General features: G+C 66.7%; 19 protein-coding genes, 2 tRNA genes and 1 pseudogene. 16 read left to right on the top strand and 6 right to left on the bottom strand.

The genetic code is table 11. The annotated features are described in order from the left end of the window. A partial coding sequence (locus OPU66_RS04185) for a DEAD/DEAH box helicase (protein ID WP_498552347.1) occupies window positions 1-1,305 on the bottom strand: 1,305 nt, incomplete at its 3' end. Window positions 1,306-1,420: 115 nt separating this feature from the next. Continuing rightward, window positions 1,421-1,873 carry a hypothetical protein gene (locus OPU66_RS04180; RefSeq protein WP_498552346.1) on the bottom strand — a complete coding sequence of 151 codons (453 nt, stop codon included), beginning with the start codon at window positions 1,871-1,873 and terminating at the stop codon, window positions 1,421-1,423. A 175-nt stretch (window positions 1,874-2,048) separates the two neighbouring features. Here OPU66_RS04180 and OPU66_RS04175 point away from each other — a divergent pair, with 175 nt between their 5' ends. From OPU66_RS04175 to OPU66_RS04155, 5 genes are all read left to right on the top strand, one after another. Next, window positions 2,049-3,488, top strand: coding sequence for an FAD-binding oxidoreductase (locus OPU66_RS04175; RefSeq protein WP_498552352.1), 1,440 nt, complete (start codon window positions 2,049-2,051; stop codon window positions 3,486-3,488). A gap of 48 nt (window positions 3,489-3,536) precedes the next feature. Beyond that, a complete protein-coding gene (locus OPU66_RS04170) occupies window positions 3,537-4,310 on the top strand; it encodes a SapC family protein (RefSeq protein ID WP_498552345.1) in 774 nt (257 codons plus the stop codon). Beyond that, complete coding sequence (locus OPU66_RS04165) at window positions 4,310-4,906, top strand: cytochrome b (protein WP_498552344.1); 597 nt, start codon at window positions 4,310-4,312, stop codon at window positions 4,904-4,906. Before OPU66_RS04170 ends, OPU66_RS04165 begins: the two co-directional genes overlap by 1 nt. A gap of 194 nt (window positions 4,907-5,100) precedes the next feature. Beyond that, a complete protein-coding gene (locus tag OPU66_RS04160) occupies window positions 5,101-5,973 on the top strand; it encodes an imm11 family protein (RefSeq protein WP_498552343.1) in 873 nt (290 codons plus the stop codon). 38 nt (window positions 5,974-6,011) lie between these two features. Further along, window positions 6,012-6,809, top strand: coding sequence for an Imm43 family immunity protein (locus OPU66_RS04155; RefSeq protein ID WP_498552342.1), 798 nt, complete (start codon window positions 6,012-6,014; stop codon window positions 6,807-6,809). Between the two features lie 112 nt (window positions 6,810-6,921). Here the strand turns inward: OPU66_RS04155 and OPU66_RS04150 are convergent, their stop codons facing one another. Continuing rightward, complete coding sequence (locus OPU66_RS04150) at window positions 6,922-7,800, bottom strand: N-formylglutamate amidohydrolase (protein WP_498552341.1); 879 nt, start codon at window positions 7,798-7,800, stop codon at window positions 6,922-6,924. Window positions 7,801-7,962: 162 nt separating this feature from the next. On the opposite strand from OPU66_RS04150, the gene cpdR reads away from it, so the two are divergent. The 3 genes from cpdR to OPU66_RS04135 all read left to right on the top strand — a co-directional run bounded on the left by cpdR (window position 7,963) and on the right by OPU66_RS04135 (window position 9,231). After that, window positions 7,963-8,340, top strand: a complete 378-nt coding sequence (cpdR, locus tag OPU66_RS04145) for a cell cycle two-component system response regulator CpdR (protein ID WP_498552340.1) — start codon at window positions 7,963-7,965, stop codon at window positions 8,338-8,340. A gap of 76 nt (window positions 8,341-8,416) precedes the next feature. Beyond that, window positions 8,417-8,491 (top strand) — tRNA-Val (locus tag OPU66_RS04140). 140 nt (window positions 8,492-8,631) lie between these two features. After that, window positions 8,632-9,231 (top strand): pyridoxamine 5'-phosphate oxidase family protein, encoded by a 600-nt coding sequence (locus OPU66_RS04135; RefSeq protein ID WP_498552339.1) that lies wholly within the window; start codon window positions 8,632-8,634, stop codon window positions 9,229-9,231. A 190-nt stretch (window positions 9,232-9,421) separates the two neighbouring features. Here the strand turns inward: OPU66_RS04135 and OPU66_RS04130 are convergent. Then, window positions 9,422-9,497: transfer RNA gene (locus OPU66_RS04130), tRNA-Ala, on the bottom strand. Between the two features lie 134 nt (window positions 9,498-9,631). After that, window positions 9,632-9,946 (bottom strand): FYDLN acid domain-containing protein, encoded by a 315-nt coding sequence (locus OPU66_RS04125; protein ID WP_160592652.1) that lies wholly within the window; start codon window positions 9,944-9,946, stop codon window positions 9,632-9,634. 169 nt (window positions 9,947-10,115) lie between these two features. Between OPU66_RS04125 and aroA the strand changes: the two genes are divergently transcribed. From aroA to OPU66_RS04110, 3 genes are read left to right on the top strand one after another with little or no spacing between them, the layout of a single operon-like run. Next, entirely contained in the window at window positions 10,116-11,429 is a 1,314-nt protein-coding gene (gene aroA / locus OPU66_RS04120) for a 3-phosphoshikimate 1-carboxyvinyltransferase (RefSeq protein ID WP_498552338.1), read from the top strand. Then, complete coding sequence (locus OPU66_RS04115; protein ID WP_498552337.1) at window positions 11,426-12,724, top strand: tetratricopeptide repeat protein; 1,299 nt, start codon at window positions 11,426-11,428, stop codon at window positions 12,722-12,724. The genes aroA and OPU66_RS04115 overlap by 4 nt, the downstream gene beginning before the upstream one ends. Continuing rightward, window positions 12,721-13,365: a (d)CMP kinase gene (locus OPU66_RS04110; RefSeq protein ID WP_498552336.1), complete on the top strand. Its 645-nt coding sequence runs from the start codon at window positions 12,721-12,723 to the stop codon at window positions 13,363-13,365. Before OPU66_RS04115 ends, OPU66_RS04110 begins: the two co-directional genes overlap by 4 nt. A gap of 211 nt (window positions 13,366-13,576) precedes the next feature. Here OPU66_RS04110 and OPU66_RS04105 read toward each other — a convergent pair whose 3' ends face one another. Continuing rightward, entirely contained in the window at window positions 13,577-15,892 is a 2,316-nt protein-coding gene (locus OPU66_RS04105; RefSeq protein ID WP_498552335.1) for an EAL domain-containing protein, read from the bottom strand. A gap of 482 nt (window positions 15,893-16,374) precedes the next feature. On the opposite strand from OPU66_RS04105, the gene rpsA reads away from it, so the two are divergent. The 5 genes and pseudogenes from rpsA to OPU66_RS04080 all read left to right on the top strand — a co-directional run. Further along, window positions 16,375-18,081 carry a 30S ribosomal protein S1 gene (gene rpsA / locus OPU66_RS04100; protein WP_160592657.1) on the top strand — a complete coding sequence of 569 codons (1,707 nt, stop codon included), beginning with the start codon at window positions 16,375-16,377 and terminating at the stop codon, window positions 18,079-18,081. Between the two features lie 232 nt (window positions 18,082-18,313). After that, complete coding sequence (gene ihfB / locus OPU66_RS04095; protein WP_498552334.1) at window positions 18,314-18,592, top strand: integration host factor subunit beta; 279 nt, start codon at window positions 18,314-18,316, stop codon at window positions 18,590-18,592. Window positions 18,593-18,786: 194 nt separating this feature from the next. Continuing rightward, the gene (locus OPU66_RS04090; RefSeq protein ID WP_498552333.1) at window positions 18,787-18,924 is read left to right on the top strand and encodes a hypothetical protein; all 138 of its coding nucleotides are present in this window, start codon (window positions 18,787-18,789) and stop codon (window positions 18,922-18,924) included. Then, window positions 18,876-19,277: a hypothetical protein gene (locus OPU66_RS04085; protein ID WP_498552332.1), complete on the top strand. Its 402-nt coding sequence runs from the start codon at window positions 18,876-18,878 to the stop codon at window positions 19,275-19,277. Before OPU66_RS04090 ends, OPU66_RS04085 begins: the two co-directional genes overlap by 49 nt. Window positions 19,278-19,819: 542 nt before the next feature. Continuing rightward, window positions 19,820-19,924, top strand: a pseudogene (locus OPU66_RS04080) (PEPxxWA-CTERM sorting domain-containing protein); the annotation flags it as partial. Window positions 19,925-19,942 lie beyond the last annotated feature (18 nt).

Here is a 19,942-nt window from a genome sequence, read left to right as displayed (position 1 = left end):
GGGCGGGCTGGCCGGGCGCTCGGGCGCGGCAGGCCGCTCGCGGCGTTCCGGGGCCGGTGCGCGGGGCGCGGGTACGGCTTTGGCCTCTGCCGGCTTGCGACCGCCGCGCCGCGTGCGGGCGGGGCGCGCGGCGGTGGGTCCGGCATCGTCTGCGCCAGCATCGTCTTCGCGCGCCGGGGCAGCGGCGGCGCCCCCGGCCTTGATCCGCGCAATCTTGTGGCCGGTCAGCTTTTCGATGTTGGCGACCGCTTCGCCATCCTCGGCGGTGACGAGGGTGAAGGCCTTGCCGGTCGCGCCGGCGCGGCCGGTGCGGCCGATCCGGTGCACATAGTCATCGGCGTGCCAGGGCACGTCGAAGTTGAACACATGGCTGACGCCCTTGATGTCCAGCCCGCGCGCGGCGACGTCGGAGGCGACGAGGATGTTGATCTCCCCGGCCTTGAACCGGTCAAGCTCGCGCAGCCGTTCGGGCTGTTCCATGTCGCCATGGATCTGGCCGACGGCAAAGCCATAGCGCTTCAGGCTGGTCGCCAGTTCGCGCACCGTCGTCTTGCGGTTGGCAAAGATGATCGCGGTGTTGAGATCATCGGCGCGCAGCAGGCGGCGCAGCGTCTCGCGCTTGTCGCGGCTGGCGGTTTCGACCAGCTGCTGTTCGATCAGCGCATTGGCGCTGGCCGGGCGCGCGACCTCGATCGATTTGGGGTTGGTGAGGAATTTGTCCGCCAGCTTCTTGATCGGCGGCGGCATGGTGGCCGAAAACAGCAATGTCTGGCGCGTCTTGGGCAGCTTGGAACAGATTTCCTCGATATCGGGGACGAACCCCATGTCGAGCATCCGGTCCGCCTCGTCGATCACCAGCAGCTCGCAGCCCGTCAACAGGATGTTGCCGCGCTGGAACAGGTCCATCAGCCGGCCGGGCGTCGCGATCAGCACGTCGACGCCTTTTTCCAGCGCCTTTTGCTGATCGCCCATCGACACGCCGCCGATCAGCAGCGCCATAGAGAGCTTGTGATATTTGCCGTATTTGTCGAAGTTTTCGGCGACCTGCGCGGCCAGTTCGCGCGTCGGCTCGAGGATCAGCGAGCGCGGCATCCGCGCGCGGCTGCGGCCCTGCGCCAGCACGTCGATCATCGGCAGCACGAAGCTTGCCGTCTTGCCCGTTCCGGTCTGCGCGATGCCGATCAGGTCGCGCCCCATCAGCACCGAAGGAATGGCCTGGCGCTGGATCGGCGTCGGATCGTTGTAACCGGAATCGCCGACGGCTTTCAAAAGCTCGTCGGACAGGCCGAGATCGGCAAAGCTCATCGAATTCCCGAGGATAGGATGGCGGCTGTTTCCGCCTGATCCTGTGGCCCGCGCATGGGCAAAAGCCGGGCGAATGTCAAGATTTTCACGGGCCGGCGGGGGCAAAGGCCCGCGTTCAGCGCCGCCGCCGGTCGCGCTTGTCGGGGACGAGCCGGCGGAACCGGTCGATCTCGCACGACCCGCCGGCGCGGGTGCGGATCGAGTCGCGGTCCTCGCAGATCCGCCCGTCCCGTCCCGGGCGCACATAAAAGCCCGAATAATAATTGAGCGACGGGCAGGCACTGCTCAGCCGCGCGCGCAGCCGCGTGCCGCCATTCAGCAGCAGATCGACCCCGTCCGGCCCCACCTGCGCCCCGGCCAGCGCGCTGGCGTCGATGCATTCGGGACCATCCTTTTCGCGGTAGCGCATCCGCCGTTCGGGCGGTTCGGGGCGGGTGGGAACCCGGATGATCACCCGCTGCTGGATGTTCAACTGCGCGATCTGCACGCCCCCGGCGGACGGCACGGCCAAAGCGGCGGCCGGCCCGCTGACGCCCAGCAGTGCCGCGACCATCGCGCCGTTTTTCATCGCAAATGCCCCATGACCGGTGCGCGTGGCCCAGCCGAGTTTAACACCGGCTGAACTGCGACGGCGCACGACCGCGATCCGCCTGTGCGAACGCCGCCGGTTTTCGTGGCTGCGGCTTTGCCGTATCAGGGCTGGCGTGTCTGTTCTGGTGAACCCCGCCGGCCTTGCGCCGTCCATCGCGCCCGGCCCGATCCCGGCCGCTTTCCTCGACGCCGCCGCCCGGCTGCTCGGGCCTGACGGGCTGACCGCCGATCCCGAACGCATCGCGCCCTGGCTCACCGACTGGCGCGGCCGCTATCACGGGCGGGCGGACTGGCTGGCCAGCCCCGCGTCGACCGAACAGGTTGCGGCATTGATCGCACTGTGCGCGGCGCACCGGGTGTCGGTGGTGCCGCAGGGTGGCAACACCTCGATGGTCGGTGGCGCGACGCCGCCTGCCGACGGCTCGGCGCTGCTGTTGTCGCTGCGGCGCATGAACCGCATCCGCGCGCTCGATGCCGATGCCGGCACGGCGGTTGCCGAGGCAGGCGTCGTGCTCGAGGCGCTGCACGATGCAGCCGGGGCGGCGGGCTGGCGGTTTCCCTTGTCGCTCGGGGCGAAGGGATCGGCGACGATCGGCGGGCTGTGCGCCACCAATGCCGGCGGCACCCAGGTGCTGTGCTTCGGCACCATGGGGGCGCTGGTGCTGGGGCTGGAGGCGGTGCTGCCCGACGGATCGGTGCTTCACGGCCTGACGCCGCTGCGCAAGGACAATCGCGGCCCGGATCTGCGCCAGCTGCTGATCGGGGCCGAAGGCACGCTTGGCATCATCACGGCGGCGACGCTCAGGCTGGTGCCCCGGCCGGCGGCGACCGTCACTGCCTGGACGGGGCTTGCCAGCCCGCAGGACGCGCTCGCGCTGCTCCGCCGGCTGGAAGGGGCGGGGCTGGCGGTTGAAAGCTTTGAGGTCATCCCGGCCGGGTCGCTGGCGCTCGTGCTCGATTATCTGCCCGGCGCGCGTGCGCCGCTTGCCGGCGATCATCGCTGGCACGCGCTGATCGAGGCGACGGGGGATGCGGGCGTGGGCGCGGCGCTGGAGGCGGCGCTGGCGTCGGCGCTTGGCGACGGGCTGATCGGCGATGCCGTGCCGGCCGCGACCAGCGCGCAGGCGGCGGCATTCTGGCGCATCCGCGAATCGGTGTCGGCGGCGGAAAAAGCCGCAGGCCCCGCGGTGCAGCATGACATTTCGGTGCCGGTCGCGGCGATGCCCGATTTCATGATCGATGCGGCGGCGGCGGCGGAGCGGGCCTTTCCCGGCACCCATGCCAGCGGCTTTGGCCATCTGGGCGACGGTAATGTGCATTTCCATGTCCGCGCGCCCGCCGGTGCGCCGGCCGACTGGATCACGCGGCAGGGGCCGGCAATCAGCGATTTCGTCTATGATCTGGTGACGGCGGCGGGCGGGTCGATTTCGGCCGAGCACGGCATCGGCCAGATGAAGCGCGACGTGTTTGCGCGGCTGGGCGATCCCGTGCGGCTGGCGATGCTGCGCGCGGTCAAGCAGGCGCTCGACCCGCTGGGGCTGATGAACCCCGGCAAGCTGGTGCCGCTTGCGTCACCGCCCGCCGCGCCATAAGCAGGCGACCATCATTTTCACTGTCTTTCGACCACCGGAGTTTCTGACATGGCGACCGCGCCGCAGCCCATGGGCCTGCCGATCCTGTACAACGACCTTGTTCCGCTGTCGTCCAACGAGCATGCCGACTGGAAGACCCAGACGCTGACCGGCGCGCCGTTCCTCAAGAACGTCCACGCGATCCCGGTGACGATCGACGAGTTCGTGCTCGTGCAGCGCCACTATCCGATCATCTTCGCCGACGCCGAAAATCCGGTGCCGCTGGCGCTGATGGGCCTGAATGAAGGCGTGAACGTGTTTCTGGACGATGCCGGCGTGTTCAATCCGCCGGTCTATGTCCCGGCCTATATCCGCCGCTATCCGTTCATGCTCGCCCAGCTCGGCCCCAATCAGGGCGAACTGTCGCTGTGCTTCGATCCGACCGCGGGGCTGGTGAAGCCCGATGGCGACGGCGTCGTCCTGTTCGAAAACGGTCAGCCGACCGAGGGGACGCGCGCGATCCTGCAGTTCTGCGAGCAGTTCGAAACCTCGGCACAGCGCACCGGCGCGTTCATCAAGGAACTGCGCGAGATGGACCTGCTGATGGACGGCGAAGTGACGATCACGCCGGGTGAAAACGGCGCGGCACCCAGCGTCTATCGCGGGTTCAAGATGGTCAACGAGGAAAAGCTGCGCGACCTGCGCGGCGATCAGTTGCGCAAGATGAACCAGAATGGCATCCTGCCGCTGATCATGGCGCACCTGTTCTCGCTCGATCTGATGCGTGACATTTATGCCCGGCAGGCTGCGCGCGGGCTGCTGCCCGTTCAGGCCGCTGCCTGATGGCAACGCCCCTCGATGCCGCCGGCCTTGGCCCCGATGCTTCGGGGCAGGCCCGCTATTCGAGGGGCGCCATGGCCTTTCACTGGCTGATCGCCGCGCTCATCATCCTCAACATCATCGGCGCGGTCGCGACCGAGGATATGGAAGGGCCGGTGCGCGGGCTGGCCATGGGCATGCACAAGGCGGCCGGCATGACCGTGCTGGTGCTGAGCGTGCTGCGTCTCGGCTGGCGGCTCGGCCACCGGCCGCCGCCTTTGCCCGCCGCGATCGGCCGGATGACGGCGCTCGCCGCGCACGCGGTGCACGGCCTTTTCTATCTGCTGATGTTCGCGCTGCCGGTGTCCGGCTGGCTGATGATTTCCGCTGCCAGCCCGCGCCGGCCGTTCAGCTGGTTCGGGCTGTTCGATCTGCCCTATCTGCCGGTCGAAGGCGACAAGGCGCTGCAGGTGGTCGCGCATGATGCGCATGAAATCCTGTTCTACCTGATCCTTGCCCTGCTGGCGCTGCATGTCGGGGGCGCGGTGCGCCATCATTTCGCGCATGGCCGGACCTTCCTGTTCCGCATGATGCCGGGGCATCGCAGCAGCGGCGTCTGAGGCCGGCGTCCGAAACGGACCTTAATCTCCGACCTTCCCGCTTCAGCATCTTGCCCGTCGCAACCCTGACGGGCAGTCAAAGTCTGCTTGGGAAATCTTGCCTGCCCGATCCGCAAAACCCCTAGCTTGAAGCTTGGCGCGGATTTCCTATCTTCACTTTAGCGCGCGGGAGTTCCCCCCCTTTTCTCCCCGCGTTGATCGCGCCTTCGGGCGTGTTCCTCCCTGAACCTTGGCCGCTCCGCGCATCGCGCGGGGCGGCTTTTTTATTTGCGCCACACCGTTATCATCCGCCTGCGGGAGCTGGGTGGCCGGATTTCGGATCGGCCCGCGACCGTCAGAGCATTTCTGTTGTCGAGGACCTGCCAGACATGATGACCCCGCCGCCGCTGCGCCCCGGCATGTTGCCGCCCAGCCCCGATCCGCTGCCGATGCCGGATCTGAAGGACGGTGAGTGGGTCTGGTATCAACCGCCGGTGCGGCCCGAAATGGGGGAAAGCGGCTATTGGGCATTCAAGGATCCGCACACATCGTCGTCCGCCGATACGCTGTGGGTCAATAGATCCGACTTTCCGGGGGTGGGGCCTTCGCGGGAGGAGTTTTACGACAACCGCGTGTTGCCGCATTTTCTGTCGACGCGGCCGGCGCCGAAGCGGATGGGCGAATATTATCGCGGGCTGAGCCATATGGTGTCGGAGCGCGTCGTCAACATCTTCCGCGATTTTGACCCTGACGGCTTCAAGTCGATCGAGATCAACATGGAGTTCAAGGACGGCTTGCGTCCGGAGCAGCGTTATTACTGGATCTATGTCACGCGACAGGTCAGCGCGATAGACTACCCCAATTCGAGAATATATTATAAAAAGACAGAAGGGTATCCAAGCCGTCCTGCGGGATGCAGCTTCACAAGGCTTCTGCCCGAGGCCTATCAATTTCCGTATTTTTGCAACTTTCCGAGACCGGGCGGGCGGTTGATATTTGTCTGTGATGAAATGAAAAAGCGTTTCATCAAAGACAAAATCCGTTACGTCAAGCTCGTCGATATTTCAAATCCGATCACGAGCTTGTGATTGATCTTTGACCGATGCCCGGACGTGTTTGCGGCCAGATGGCGATAGCGTCCGGGCGGCGATTGTCGCCGGAGCAGCCGGATTTCGGTGCGTGCTCCGACCGTCAGAGCATTTCTGTTGTCGAGGACCTGCCAGACATGATGACCCCGCCGCCGCTGCGCCCCGGCATGTTGCCGCCCAGCCCCGATCCGCTGCCGATGCCGGATCTGAAGGACGGTGAGTGGGTCTGGTATCAACCGCCGGTGCGGCCCGAAATGGGGGAAAGCGGCTATTGGGCATTCAAGGATCCGCACACATCGTCGTCCGCCGATACGCTGTGGGTCAATAGATCCGACTTTCCGGGGGTGGGGCCTTCGCGGGAGGAGTTTTACGACAACCGCGTGTTGCCGCATTTTCTGTCGACGCGGCCGGCGCCGAAGCGGATGGGCGAATATTATCGCGGGCTGAGCCATATGGTGTCGGAGCGCGTCGTCAATATCTTCCGCGATTTTGATCCTGACGGCTTCAAGTCGATCGAGATCAACATGGAGTTCAAGGACGGCTCGCGTCCGGAGCAGCGTTATTATTGGATCTATGTCACGCGACAGGTCAGCGCGATAGACTATCCGAACTCCGAAATAAAGTATCACAAGTCAGCAGGATATCCAAGCGGCCCCGTCGGATACGGTTCTATCAGACTGCTTCCCGAGGCCTATCAATTTCCGTATTTTTGCAGCTATCCAAGTCCGGGCGAGCGGCTGATATTTGTCTGTGACGAAATGAAAAAGCGTTTCATCAAAGACAAAATCCGTCACGTCAAGCTCGTCGATATTTCAAGCCCTATCGCGAGCTTGTGATTGATCTTTGACCGCTGCCCGGACGTGTTTGCGGCCAGACGGCGATGGCGAATTGGCGGCGATTGTCAGCGGAGCAGGGGCAGGATCGGCGCGCGCCCCGGCTGAAAACCCCTTATTCGGCGGCGACGGCGAAGGGCGCGCGGGGAATGGCGGCGTCCAGCCCGGCGATCATGTCGCGGACAAAATCCTGCACGCGCGCCAGGCCTGCCGGGTCGCAGCGGTCGAGCGCTGGGTCGAGATACAGGCTCCGGTCCAGCTCGATCTGCAGCGCATGCACGCCCCGGCGCGGGTCGGCATGGCGTTCGATCACATGGCCGCCGGCATAGGGATGGTTTTCGCGCCAGGACAGGCCGGCGCGTGCGGCGGCTGCGATCACCGGGGCCACAAAGGCGCGGTGACAGGTGGCACCGTGGCGCGTGCCGATCACCAGCCGCGGCGGCTCTGCCCCGGCCAGTGGCGGCATCGAATGCAGATCGACCAGCACCGCACAGCCATTGCGGGCGCGGGCGCGGGCGATCAGCGCGGCCAGCGCGGCATGATAGGGGCGGTGATCCTCGGCGATCCGCCGGGCGATGTCGGCGGCGCTCAGCCGCCCCGCCCACAGTTCGCCCAGCCCATGCAGCCGGCGCGGCACCAGCCCCAGCCCGCTGCGCACCTTGGGCGACAGGGTGAAACCGCCCGCAAGGCCCGAACCGCTGGCCCGGTTCGGGTCGGGCGCGATCATCTCCGGGTCGATCTCGGTCTCGGCGCGGTTGAGGTCGATCCACAGCCGGGGGCGGCGGGCGATGAGCATTGGCACGTCCGTCACCGCCTGCGCCACTTCGTCGATCCGCCGGTCTTCGAGCGCGGCCAGCTTTTCGGGCGGCGGGCGCAGCATCGCCAGCATGGCCGGCGGATAGTCGCGCCCGGCATGGGGCACCGACATCACGACCGCGCCGCCCGCATCGGCGGCCAGCAGGTCGAAGCTGGCCGGGGGCGGGGGCTGCGACATGCCCCGGTGCTAGAGGCTCGCTGCCCGACCCGCAAGCCGCGGAAAGCTGCACGCCCGGGCCGAACGCGGCGATGCGGAACGGCTGGAAAAAATTAAGCTCTTCGCGCATAATCGGTTTGCACGGCGCGGCCCGGATCGGGGGGCGGCCCGGCGGGGATGCCAATGATCAGAATCTTGCTGGCCGAAGATGACGAGGCGATGCGCCAATATCTGCACCGCGCGCTCGAACGGGCCGGCTATGCGGTGACGGCGGTCGATCGCGGCACGGCGGCGCTGCCGCTGCTTGAAAATGACCGGTTCGACCTGCTTCTGACCGACATCGTGATGCCGGAAATGGACGGGATCGAACTGGCCCAGCGTGCCGCCGCGCTCGCGCCCGACATGCGGGTGATGTTCATCACCGGATTCGCGGCGGTGACGCTCAAGGCCGGCAAGGCGGTGCCGCAGGCCAAGGTGCTGTCCAAGCCCTTCCATCTGCGCGACCTGGTGCTGGAGGTCGACCGGATGTTCGAGATCGGCAGCGCCAGCGGGCTCAGCTGAAAAAAAAAGCCGCACCGGAGGGTGCAAAGCCGCTTGCGCCGGTGCGCGGGCTTGGCTAATGGCTGCCCTCCCTTGGGGGCGCGTAGCTCAGTGGTAGAGCACTGTGTTGACATCGCAGGGGTCGCAAGTTCAATCCTTGCCGCGCCCACCATTTGAAAACCCCGCCCGCCGGACCGGCTGGCGGGGTTTTTCATGTCCGGTCGCGGTGACGCGGGGATGCGCCTTTCCTTTGCCGGCCGGCCGCGCCAGAACGCGCCCGGCACCCCTTCAGCCTGCACAGAGAGGAGCTTCATGCCCCAGCCGCTGTCCGCCCCGGCCACACTTGACGAGGCGCTAGCCCATGGCCTGGCCGAGCTGAGGCGCGGCGTTGCCGACCGGCGGCATGGCCTGCGCACCGTCAATGTCGCCAGCATCGGCACCGATGGCGGCCCCGATGTGCGCACGATGGTGCTGCGCGCGGTCGATCCGGCGGCGCGGACGCTGCGGCTGCACAGCGATGCGCGCAGCGGCAAGATCGCGCAGATCGCGCGCGATTCCCGGGTGATGGTGCATGGCTATGACGCGCGCGCGCGGTTGCAGCTGCGGCTTCGGGGGCATGCGGTGATCGACCGCGCGGGTGCGGTGGCCGATGCGGCATGGGCGGCGTCGCAGCCCATGGCCCGGCTCTGCTACGCCCCCGATATCGTGCCCGGATCGCCGATCCCCGCCGCGCCGCTGACGCCCGCGACCGAGGAAGCCGGCGCGCGCGCGCATTTCGCGGTGATCCTGGTCCGCTTCGATATGCTGGAATGGCTGTGGCTGGCCGCCGACGGCCATAGGCGGGCGCGGTTCGTGTGGGATCAGGGCGGCGATGGCGCTGCGCCCGATCAGGCGATGTGGCTCGCGCCCTAGAGCATTTGCAAGCCGGGTTGGATCATCCGGCGACTCGGAAAATGCGCCAAATCAAAGGCCTGGAGCGGCCGATTCGATACAATCGGATCGGAAACCGCACTAGCGCGGCTGGGGCGCGCAACTCATTCAGACCAAAGCTGCGCGCACCGACAATCGGGCAGTACAGGGTCTGGCGATCTTGTCAGGGAAATGGTGGAGCCGAGGGGGATCGAACCCCTGACCTTCGCAATGCCATTGCGACGCTCTCCCAGCTGAGCTACGGCCCCACATTTTTCAAGGCTGCCGGTCCGGGACCGGTGGCCCGCCGGGCTGGTCCCCGGCGTTTGAGAGCGCCGCCCTTAGACCGGGCGGCGCCCCCTTTGCAATCCGATTCTTCAAAAAAATGTCGTCGATGTGCGGATCAGTTTTCGTCGCCATCATCGCCGGTGTCGACGCCGAGATCGTCGTCGCCGCCCAGATCGACATCCTCGTCCGGCGACACTTCGCCGTCGTCAATGTCCAGATCCTCGTCGCCGACGAGCACCGCGTCATCGCCCTTGGCTTCTTCCTTCTTGGGCGCGTCGAACGGCAGCGGCTGCTTGGACTTCAGCACCGGTTCCGGCTCCCAGGCATAGCCGCAGTTGATGCAGGTGACGGGATCGTCCTTGCCGAGATCGTAGAACCGGGTCGCGCATTTCGGGCAGCTGCGCTTGCTGCCCCATTCAGGCTTCACCATCTGTGGCCGTGCCTCCGAAACCAAAGAAAAAGGGGCGGCGCATCGTGGTGATGCCCCGCCGGACGGGCCGCGCCTTGCCATAGTGCAGCCGCGCTGTCAAAAACTGCCGCCGTCCGGTGCCGCCCTCTGGCCCGCCGGGAGCAGATCAGGGACAATGACCGTGCAATCGATGAGTTTTGCGGCCGCGCCGCCACTGAGCGGGATCGTGCGCGTCCCCGGCGACAAGTCGATCAGCCACCGTGCCCTGATGCTCTCCGCGCTGGCGGTCGGCACCAGCCGCATCACCGGCCTGCTGGAGGGTGAGGATGTGCTGGCGACGGCGGCGGCGATGCGCGCGATGGGCGCGGGGATCGCCCGCGCGCCCGACGGGCTGTGGACGGTCGACGGGGTCGGCGTGGGCGGGCTGTTGCAGCCCGAAGCCGCGCTCGACATGGGCAATTCGGGCACATCGACGCGGCTGCTGATGGGGCTGGTCGCCAGCCATCCGGTCGCCGCCACCTTTACCGGCGATGCCTCGCTCAGCCGCCGGCCGATGGAACGGGTGATCGCGCCGCTCAGCCAGATGGGGGCGGAGATCACAGCGACGCCCGGCGGCCGCCTGCCGCTGATGGTGCGCGGGGCCTGCCCGGCGGTGCCGATCCGCTACCGGCTGCCGGTCGCCTCGGCGCAGGTGAAATCCGCGCTGCTGCTGGCCGGGCTCAACGCGCCGGGCATCACCCATGTCGAAGAGCCGGTGCCGACCCGCGACCATAGCGAGCGGATGCTCAAGGGCTTTGGCGCCGATCTGACCGTCGAGACCGAAGGCGGCGTGCGCCATATCCGGCTGCGCGGCGAGGCGGAACTGTCGCCCCAGACCATCGAGGTGCCGGGCGATCCGTCTTCGGCCGCCTTCCCGGTCGTCGCCGCGCTGATCGTGCCGGGGTCGTCGATCCGGGTGAACAATGTGGGGATCAACCCGACCCGGTCCGGCCTTTACGAGGTGTTGCGGATGATGGGCGCGGACCTTGATTTCGCCGATCAGCGCGTCGTCGGCGGCGAGCCGGTTGCCGATATCGTCGTCCGCCACAGCGCGCTCACCGGCATCGAGGTGCCGCCCGAAATCGCCCCGGCAATGATCGATGAATATCCGGTGCTTGCCATCGCCGCCGCCATGGCCGCCGGGCGCACGGTGATGCGCGGGATCGAGGAGCTGCGCGTCAAGGAATCGGACCGGATCGCGGCGATGGTCGCGGGCCTGCGCGCGATCGGCGTTGCGGTCGAGGAGCTGCCCGACGGGATGATCGTCGACGGGCGGGGCGGCGATCTGCTGCCCGGCGGGGCGACGATCGCGTCGCTGCTCGACCACCGGATCGCGATGAGCTTTGCCGTGGCGGGCCTCGCATCGCGCGCGCCGGTCACCATCGACGACATGTCGCCGGTTGCGACCAGCTTTCCCGATTTCGTGGCGCTGCTTGACCGGCTGGGCGCGGGGCAGGCGCGGTGATCGGCGCGCTGCTCGCCACGGCGTTGCAGGCCGCAACCCCCGCGATGGCGGCCAACCCGGCCAATTTCATGCTGGGTGGCGATGGCAAGCCGGTGGTGATCGATCCGGCCTGCATGGTCGCCAGCGAAGCGCTGCTGGCATCGCGCCCCGGCTGTGCCGAACGGCTGGCGCGCGGTGAAACCGGGGTGGCGCTGCAACTGGCGGCCCAGCTTGCCGCCGGCCCGCCCAGCGGAGCGCCGCGCGCGCTGGCGATCCTCGAGCGGGCGATTGCCGCCGAGGATCATCCGGCGGCGCATTATCTGCTCGGCGCTCTGCTCGGGAATGCCGAGCGGCTGCCCCCCGATTATGCGCGCGCCCGGCGGCATCTGCAGATCGCGGCCGATCGCGGCAATGTCGCGGCCGCCGATCTGCTCGGCACGTTGCTGATCGATGGCAAGGGCGGCCCGCGGGATGCGGCAGGTGGACTTGCGTTGCTCGACCGGGCGGCAAAGGCCGGTTTTCCCGGCTCGTCGGTCAAGCTTGCCTTGACGCTGTTGCAGGGGCGGCGGGTGCCGCGCGATGTTGCGCGGGGGCTGGCGGTGCTCGATGCGGCCCAGGCGGCGGGCGACCGGCAGGCGCAGATGCTGCGGGTGATGGCGACCAGCACCAAGGTGCATAATGTCCAGCTGTTGCCCGCCCCCGATCCGGCTCAGGTGCGCGCGCAGAATTATTCGGTGATCGACAATCCGCGCATTCCCCCGGCCTTCGGCTTCGATGTGGAGATGCAGCGGCTGCACGATCTGCCGTTCAGCGATCAGGCGGTGCTTGACGATCTGGCGCGCCGCGCGCCGACCGGGCCGACGCCGCTGCTGTATGAGCTGGCGCGCCGTCAATCCGGCATTGACGCTGAACGGGCGCTCGCCACTTATATGCTGGCCAAGCTGCGCATGACCTATGACGCTGCGCGCTGCGTCGATCCGGCTGCGGACGAGGCGCTGACCGCCTGGGACCGGCTGGTCGGCAGCGACATGGCCTTTTTGACCCGCTGGCGCGGCGATGCCCGCTACCGCGCTGCAATCGACGCCGCGCTGGCGCAGGAGGCTGCACTGCCGGGCGATGCCGAGCCCTGGTGGGTGTGCCGCGCCGGGATGGCCGCGATGACCGCCGCGATGGGCGGCAATGCCGGGCCGCTGCGCCTGCACCCGCGCGAGCGCTGGCCGGCGCTGCGCGATGCCGCGCGGGCGGCGCTGCGCGCGCTTGCCGTCAACGGCACAGATCCGGCTGCATCCGCGCCGGCCAGCAAGGATTCGCAATGATCATCGCTGTCGACGGACCGGCGGCCAGCGGCAAGGGCACCATCGCCCGCGCGCTCGCCCGCCATTATGGCCTGCCGCATCTCGATACCGGGCTGCTTTACCGCGCGGTCGGGCAGGCGGTGCTTGATGCCGGGGGTGATCCGGCCGATCCCGATCAGGCGCTGGGCGGCTGCGGCTTTGACGATGCGCTGCTCGCCGATCCCCGGCTGAAGCTCGATGCCGCGGCGGTGGCGGCATCGCAGGTGTCCGCTCATCCGGCGGTGCGGGCGGCCTTGCTCCAGCGTCAACGCGACTTTGCCGCACGCCCGGGCGGGGCGGTGCTTGACGGGCGCGACATCGGCACGGTGGTCGCGCCCGACGCCGATGCCAAGCTGTTCGTCCGCGCGACATCGGCGATTCGCGCCCGCCGCCGGCATGACGAGCTGGCGGCCGCGGGATCGCGGCTGAGCTATGATCGGGTGCTCGCCGACATCAAGGCGCGCGACCTGCGCGATTCGACGCGCGCGACCGCGCCGCTGCGCCAGGCCGAGGATGCCGTGCTGCTCGACACCAGCTACATGTCGGTCGAGGCGGCGGTCAGCCACGCGATCGAGATCGTCGAACGCCAGCGCGCCGCACGCCGGGCCGCCGCCGGGGGCTGAACGGCGGCCAAGCAAAAGGGGCTTCGGATCGCTCCGAAGCCCCCCATCACAAAATGACGTCCAGATCAGCTCAACGGATACCGAAGATGGTACCAACCAGCGTCCAGAAGCCACGGCCCTGCTGGGCAGTCTTCTTAGCCATAATCGTTCCCCTTATCGACACGGGCGCAGAACATGATTCTTTGCCCAGAAATCAGGGTTAACGAGGCGTTTACGAAATGACAACCCGCAGCTTTTGCGTGGTGGTATCGGCCGAAAGCATTGCCGACAGCTGGGTGCAGGGCAGCGGTTTGCCGATCAGATAGCCCTGCGCGATGTCGCAGCCGAGCTCGCGCAGCAGCCGCATCACCGCTTCGTTTTCGACCCCTTCGGCCACGACGCGGCGGCCGAGATTATGCGCCATTTCGAGCGTGGAGCGGACGAGGATCAGATTCTGGGCATTGCGGTCGAGATCGCTGATGAACGTGCGGTCGATCTTGACTTCCTGCGAGGGCAGGCGGCTCAGATATTCAAGCGTCGCATTGCCGGTGCCATAATCGTCGATCGAAATCTGGACGCCGGTCGCGGCCAGTTTTTCCATCATCGCGATCTTGGCGGGCGTCGACAGCAGCTCCCCGGTCTCGGTGATCTCCAGCGTCAGCTTGGCACGGGGCACGTCGTAGCGCGCGAGCAGGGTTTCGACCCGCTGGACGAGATCGGCATCGTCGAGCATCTGCGACGACAGATTGACCGCCATGCCAATGTCATGGCCGGCCGCGCGCAGCCCGGCGAGATCGCGGAGCGCGGTTTCGAGCACGAAATAGGTCAGCTGGCCGATGCGGTTGTGCGCCTCCGCAGCGGCAACGAACTGTTCCGGGCTGATCGCGCCGGCGGTCGGGTGCAGCCAGCGCACCAGCGCCTCGGCCCCGACAATGTCGCGCGTCGCCATATCGACCTTGGGCTGATAGGCGACCCACACTTCGCCGCTGTCGATCGCCTGGCCCAGCCGGCTCATCAGCGACAGCTGCCATGCCGCCTGGTGCAGGCGCTGCGGGTCGTAGAGCTTCCAGACGTCATTGCCGCGCGCGGCTTCTTCGGCCGACAGGATCGCGCTGCCGATGCGGCTGCTGAGCGGGCGTTCGGGATCGGCGTCGACGCCGAAGGACAGCAGCAGGTCGACCTCCCGGTCGCCGATGCGGATCGACTGGGCGGTCAGCTTGTGCAGCCCGGTCAGATGGTTGGCGAGTTCCTGGCCCATGGGCTGGGGGGTGAACCAGAGCAGCGCATCATCGCCGTGATAGATTTCGCTCGCATCCCCCGACACGCCGATGCGGCGGCGGATTTCGGCATAGATTTCGCGCTCGACCTTCACTTCGAACGAGGCTGCGATTTCCGAATGGTTGCGCAGCTTGGCGGCAACTAGCGTGCCCGGATTGCGTTCATGATCCTCTTCGAGCGCGACCAGATTGGGCAGGCCCGAGGCCGGGTGGTGACGGCGCGTTTCGCGCTGCCGGCGCAGCATCGCCGAGCGATAGGCAACCGTCAAGAACAGGAGTGCCGCCGGTACGATATCAACCTCAATCAGCTGATAATCGAGATAGACGGGCAGGAACCCCAACGCGATCACTGCGATTATCACCGTCGTGCTGCGAACTGCCCGGTTGGACGTGCAAAGGCATATGATGGCCAGAACGGTCGCAAGTACGAACGGAGGGAACCACCGCCACCTGCTCGGTATGCCCCGCTTGAGTGTTTCGGCGCCGACGACGTGAAAATAGACCCCGGGCTTGATCCCCTGCGAAAGAATATTGTGAACGTCCCGGAATGAAGGGGCCGTCCAGCCGATCACGACGTCCTTCCCGCGGATCTGTTCGGGCCTCACTCGTTTTTTCAGAATGTCGACGAAGCTGACCGTAGGGATCGTGTCCATCTGAATGGACCAGTCGGGGCGGTAAAAACCGGGTTCAGGAGGGCTTACCCCCGCAAGGCTAGCAGAAAGCGAGGGAACCATCCGGCCCTCAAAGCTGTCGCCGAGGCTGAGTTGCGCAGACAAAGAAAACGGGGTCGGCAAGCCGGTGAGCGACCGATAGCCGGTTGCATCGCGGAACAAGCGCATCGGAATGGTGACTTCCTTGTCCTGTCCCTCAAGCCAGGGCGTGGCTGCGCCCAGAAAGACCCGGCCACGGTGACGCCTGAGCGTGGCGGCAAACGCGCGGTCAGCCTCAACGGTCGTGCTATCCGCGTAGATGCGGTCGAAAAATACGCGCTTCGCGCCCATCGCGAACAGATTTTCGATCACCTGCGCATCGACCCTGCGATCAAAGCCGAATCCGCCCATGTCCGCGCCGGTGCGCTCATCGACGCCGACGACGACGATCGATCCGCTGGCCGGCTGGCGGCGGATATAGTCGCGCCCGGCCTTGATCACGTCCTCAAGCGGCTCGCCAAACTCGATCGCGCCGCAGATCAGGCTGATGATGAACGCCCACAGAAAGATGCGCAGCCGCGGATTGGGCTTGGCGGGCGTGCGGGCGGTGCTTTTGCTCATGCCCGTGCGCGCCCCGAGCGCCGGTTGGCGGGGGCAGGGGCAGCCGGTGCCGTGCCGACGGACAAGGCCGCGGCAGCGATGGGCGGGCGTGACATGGCGGGCAGCGATAACGCAAAGTCGTTAATCATGACTTATCCGCCTGAAATGACGGCATCTGCCGTTTCTGGCTGCCGGCCAGCGCCCGGTGCGCTTGCCGGGCGCGGGCTTTCGGGCTATGGGCGGCAGGTCTGACGGCTGACCGTGGACGGAATGGGAAGGCGCGGCGGGATTCCGGCGCGCCCTTTGGCGTTGAGCATCGGCGGTGGCCCGGGATCGGGCATCTCTCCGGTCCGCGCCGCGTTCCGGCCCTGCGCTCTGCTCGCCGGATGCACGTCCGGCACGGGGCCGGGCGGGCGGATTGGCCTTGGCCCGGCCTCAAGCCGGGCTAGACCGCCGGAGACAACCGGCTGGCCAGCAACGACAGTTGAGGAAGACCTAGCTCTATGGCCACGGCCGCATTCCCCTCGCGCGATGATTTTGCCGCGCTGCTCAACGAAACGCTTGGCGACAATGAAGGCTTTGAAGGCCGCGTCGTCAAGGGCACCGTCACCGCGATCGAAAACGACATGGCGGTGATCGATGTCGGCCTGAAGTCCGAAGGCCGCGTGCCGCTGCGCGAATTCGCCGCGCCGGGCCAGAAGGCCGATCTGAAGGTCGGTGACGAAGTCGAAGTGTTCGTCGACCGCGTCGAGAACATCCATGGCGAAGCGATGCTGTCGCGCGACCGCGCGCGCCGCGAAGCCGCATGGGACAAGCTCGAGCATGAATTCGCCGCCGGCAACCGCGTCGACGGCGTGATCTTCGGCCGCGTCAAGGGCGGCTTTACCGTCGATCTGGGCGGTGCCGTGGCCTTCCTGCCGGGCAGCCAGGTCGATATCCGTCCGGTCCGCGACGTGCAGCCGCTGATGGATATTCCGCAGCCCTTCCAGATCCTGAAGATGGACCGTCGCCGCGGCAACATCGTCGTGTCGCGCCGCGCCGTGCTCGAAGAAACCCGCGCCGAACAGCGCACCGGCCTGATCCAGTCGCTGGCCGAAGGTCAGGTGATCGACGGCGTTGTCAAGAACATCACCGATTATGGTGCGTTCGTCGATCTGGGCGGCATTGACGGCCTGCTCCACGTCACCGACCTCAGCTACAAGCGGGTCAACCACCCGTCGGAAGTGCTGAACATCGGCGACACCGTCCGCGTGCAGATCATCCGCATCAACCGCGAGACGCAGCGCATCTCGCTGGGCATGAAGCAGCTGGAAAGCGATCCGTGGGAAGGCGCTGCCGCCAAGTATCCGGTCGGCGCGAAGCTGTCGGGCCGCGTGACCAACATCACCGAATATGGCGCGTTCGTCGAACTGGAAGCGGGCATCGAAGGCCTGGTCCATGTCTCGGAAATGAGCTGGACCAAGAAGAACGTCCATCCGGGCAAGATCGTGTCGACCAGCCAGGAAGTCGATGTGATGATCCTGGAAGTCGATCAGGACAAGCGCCGCATCTCGCTGGGCCTCAAGCAGGCCCAGGCCAATCCGTGGGAAAAGTTCGCCGAAGAACATCCCGTCGGCTCGGTGGTCGAAGGCGAAGTCAAGAACGCGACCGAGTTCGGCCTGTTCATCGGTCTCGACAACGATGTCGACGGCATGGTCCATATGTCGGACATCGCCTGGGGCATTTCGGGCGAGGACGCGCTCAACCTGCACCGCAAGGGCGAAATGGTGAAGGCGATCGTGCTCGACGTCGATGTCGAGAAGGAGCGCATCTCGCTCGGCATGAAGCAGCTTGAGCGTGGCGCTCCGGCGGCTGGCGGCGTCAGCGACGGTTCGCGCCTGCACAAGAACGAGATCGTCACCGTGACCGTTCTCGAAGTGCGCGACGGCGGCCTCGAAGTGCAGGCCGGCGAAGACGGCGCGACCGGCTTCATCAAGCGGTCGGACCTTGGCCGCGACCGCGACGAGCAGCGCCCCGAGCGCTTCCAGGTCGGCCAGAAGTTCGACGCGATGGTCACCGGCTTCGATCGTTCGAAGAAGCCGACCTTCTCGGTCAAGGCGATGCAGATCGCCGAAGAGAAGCAGGCCGTTGCCCAATATGGTTCGTCCGATTCGGGTGCATCGCTTGGCGACATTCTGGGCGAAGCGCTGAAGGCGCGCGAAGGCAAGTAAGCCTCTCCCGCTTTTTCACTGCTAAGTATCTGATCCGCCGGCCCAATCGGGCCGGCGGACTTTTTTGTGCCTGCCCTCGCGCTGCCGGCAGGGCTTTGATATAACTCATGTTCCGAGTGGCGTAGCGGGCGGATGTTGACACCGTGATCAGGGGGGATCGCGGCGGCGACAGACCGGGCGGCGGCCATCCGGCCGTGTCGCATCATCGAACAAGGCGGGGGATGAAGCGCTTATGATCCGATCGGAGCTGGTCCAGCTGATCGCCAAGGACAATCCGGGGCTGTCGGCCAAGGAAATCGAACGGATCGTCAGCATCTTCTTTGACGAGATCAGCGACCGTCTGGCCCAGGGCGGCCGTGTCGAGCTGCGCGGCTTCGGAGCCTTTTCCACCCGCGCGCGCGACGCCCGTGTCGGCCGCAACCCGCGCACCGGCGACACCGTCGCCGTCGACGCCAAGCGCGTCCCCTATTTCAAACCCGGCAAGGAAATGCGCCTGCGCCTCAACATGTAAGGCGTGATCGTGGGCAGGCCGGCGCACTTGACCGCCAGCCCCGGTCCATCCCACAAGCCGATCGCCGCCGGGCGGACGTGGCGAAATCGGTAGACGCAGCGGACTTAAAAGCCGCTGATTCTGCAATCAGTTCAATGTCATTTCCGACATGTTCCTTGTTTGTACCCTGACATGAACTCAAGGGCTTAGAGGCAATGTCTGAACGCGCGCAGGGTGGCTGGCAGGTCAATCCGGCGCTGTCCGGCATGGGCGATGTTCGCCATCCGTTCTATATCCGCAGCGGATGCGAATCGAGCATGACGAACTGGTGTTCCGTGCCCTGGCGGCGCTGACCGATGCGGCCGAGCGGTGCGGCGACGCGCCGCTCGCGGCGACCGGCGAGCTGCGCTTTGCGCTGCTGATCGCATGGGCGGCGGGCAGGGGGCCGCGCGATCCGTTTGATGAGTTCTGGCGCGCGGTGCGCGATCCGGTGCGCCATGCGCCGCACCCTTCCGCCGCGCGGACCCACCGTCAGCTCTATGCCCGGCGCGCGCTGGAGGCGATCAAGATTGCGCTCGGCGTGCCCCCGCTGCCCGAGGTCGAACAGGCGATCAGGCGAGGCGCGCGCGGCGACCGGCAAGCTCTGGCGGCCTATGCTGCCGCGATTGATCGCTGGCGCGCGGAGCGCCGGCCGGGCCGGAACTGATCCGATATGGTCGCAAATCGGGACGCGGCTTGTTTGTTAACCCTCTCGACAAACGGTTAACAGCCGTTAACCCTCCGTGCGTCAAAGGGGAGTTTGATATGATCAAGGGGTTGATCGCGGCGGTGGCCGCGCTTGCGGCGATGCCGGCTCAGGCTGCGGACATCGATCCGGACAGCTTTGGCGTTTATACCAACAGCATCACGCGCGAAGGCGCGGCGGGCACTTGGGCCGGAACGTGGTGGTGGATGACCTTCAACTTCAACCGCCTGCCCGCAGTCGACCGCGCCGCTGACTTCACCATCAACGACGCGACAGCCTCGCTCGGCGGGAGCCTGTCAGCGGGCAACCCGATCACGCTGGAATACAACGCCGCGCTGGACCGGCTCACGATGTTCGGGGCCAATGGCGGGCAGAATGTCGTCAACACCACGAACGACTTTTTCGCCACCATCGACAACGTGTTTCGCGGGACCCCCACGGCTGGCGAGATCACGTTCAGCCTCGCCAGCGCCCCCGGCGGCGTCTGGCGCTCAAACTACAGCCTCGCGGTCGTTCCAGAGCCCGCCGCCTGGGCGATGATGATCAGCGGCTTCGGGCTGGCTGGCGCAGCGGTACGTCGTCGCCGCGTCAACCTCGCCTTCGCCTGAACGGCGCGCGGATCGGGG

It is taken from the genome of Sphingomonas sp. URJC2, assembly GCF_059803575.1.
The sequence above is the reverse complement of the archived record's forward strand: the minus strand, read 5'-3'. Positions and strand labels throughout refer to the sequence as shown.

What these genes read in the sequence shown, in the direction of transcription:
- OPU66_RS04180 (WP_498552346.1), bottom strand. Translation starts at nt 1,873, where the DNA reads ATGAAAAACGGCGCGATGGTCGCGGCACTGCTGGGCGTCAGCGGGCCG.
- OPU66_RS04170 (WP_498552345.1), top strand. Translation starts at nt 3,537, where the DNA reads ATGGCGACCGCGCCGCAGCCCATGGGCCTGCCGATCCTGTACAACGAC.
- OPU66_RS04165 (WP_498552344.1), top strand. Translation starts at nt 4,310, where the DNA reads ATGGCAACGCCCCTCGATGCCGCCGGCCTTGGCCCCGATGCTTCGGGG.
- OPU66_RS04155 (WP_498552342.1), top strand. Translation starts at nt 6,012, where the DNA reads ATGGCGATAGCGTCCGGGCGGCGATTGTCGCCGGAGCAGCCGGATTTC.
- OPU66_RS04150 (WP_498552341.1), bottom strand. Translation starts at nt 7,800, where the DNA reads ATGTCGCAGCCCCCGCCCCCGGCCAGCTTCGACCTGCTGGCCGCCGAT.
- cpdR (WP_498552340.1), top strand. Translation starts at nt 7,963, where the DNA reads ATGATCAGAATCTTGCTGGCCGAAGATGACGAGGCGATGCGCCAATAT.
- OPU66_RS04135 (WP_498552339.1), top strand. Translation starts at nt 8,632, where the DNA reads ATGCCCCAGCCGCTGTCCGCCCCGGCCACACTTGACGAGGCGCTAGCC.
- OPU66_RS04125 (WP_160592652.1), bottom strand. Translation starts at nt 9,946, where the DNA reads ATGGTGAAGCCTGAATGGGGCAGCAAGCGCAGCTGCCCGAAATGCGCG.
- aroA (WP_498552338.1), top strand. Translation starts at nt 10,116, where the DNA reads ATGAGTTTTGCGGCCGCGCCGCCACTGAGCGGGATCGTGCGCGTCCCC.
- OPU66_RS04110 (WP_498552336.1), top strand. Translation starts at nt 12,721, where the DNA reads ATGATCATCGCTGTCGACGGACCGGCGGCCAGCGGCAAGGGCACCATC.
- OPU66_RS04105 (WP_498552335.1), bottom strand. Translation starts at nt 15,892, where the DNA reads ATGAGCAAAAGCACCGCCCGCACGCCCGCCAAGCCCAATCCGCGGCTG.
- rpsA (WP_160592657.1), top strand. Translation starts at nt 16,375, where the DNA reads ATGGCCACGGCCGCATTCCCCTCGCGCGATGATTTTGCCGCGCTGCTC.
- ihfB (WP_498552334.1), top strand. Translation starts at nt 18,314, where the DNA reads ATGATCCGATCGGAGCTGGTCCAGCTGATCGCCAAGGACAATCCGGGG.
- OPU66_RS04090 (WP_498552333.1), top strand. Translation starts at nt 18,787, where the DNA reads ATGTCTGAACGCGCGCAGGGTGGCTGGCAGGTCAATCCGGCGCTGTCC.
- OPU66_RS04085 (WP_498552332.1), top strand. Translation starts at nt 18,876, where the DNA reads ATGCGAATCGAGCATGACGAACTGGTGTTCCGTGCCCTGGCGGCGCTG.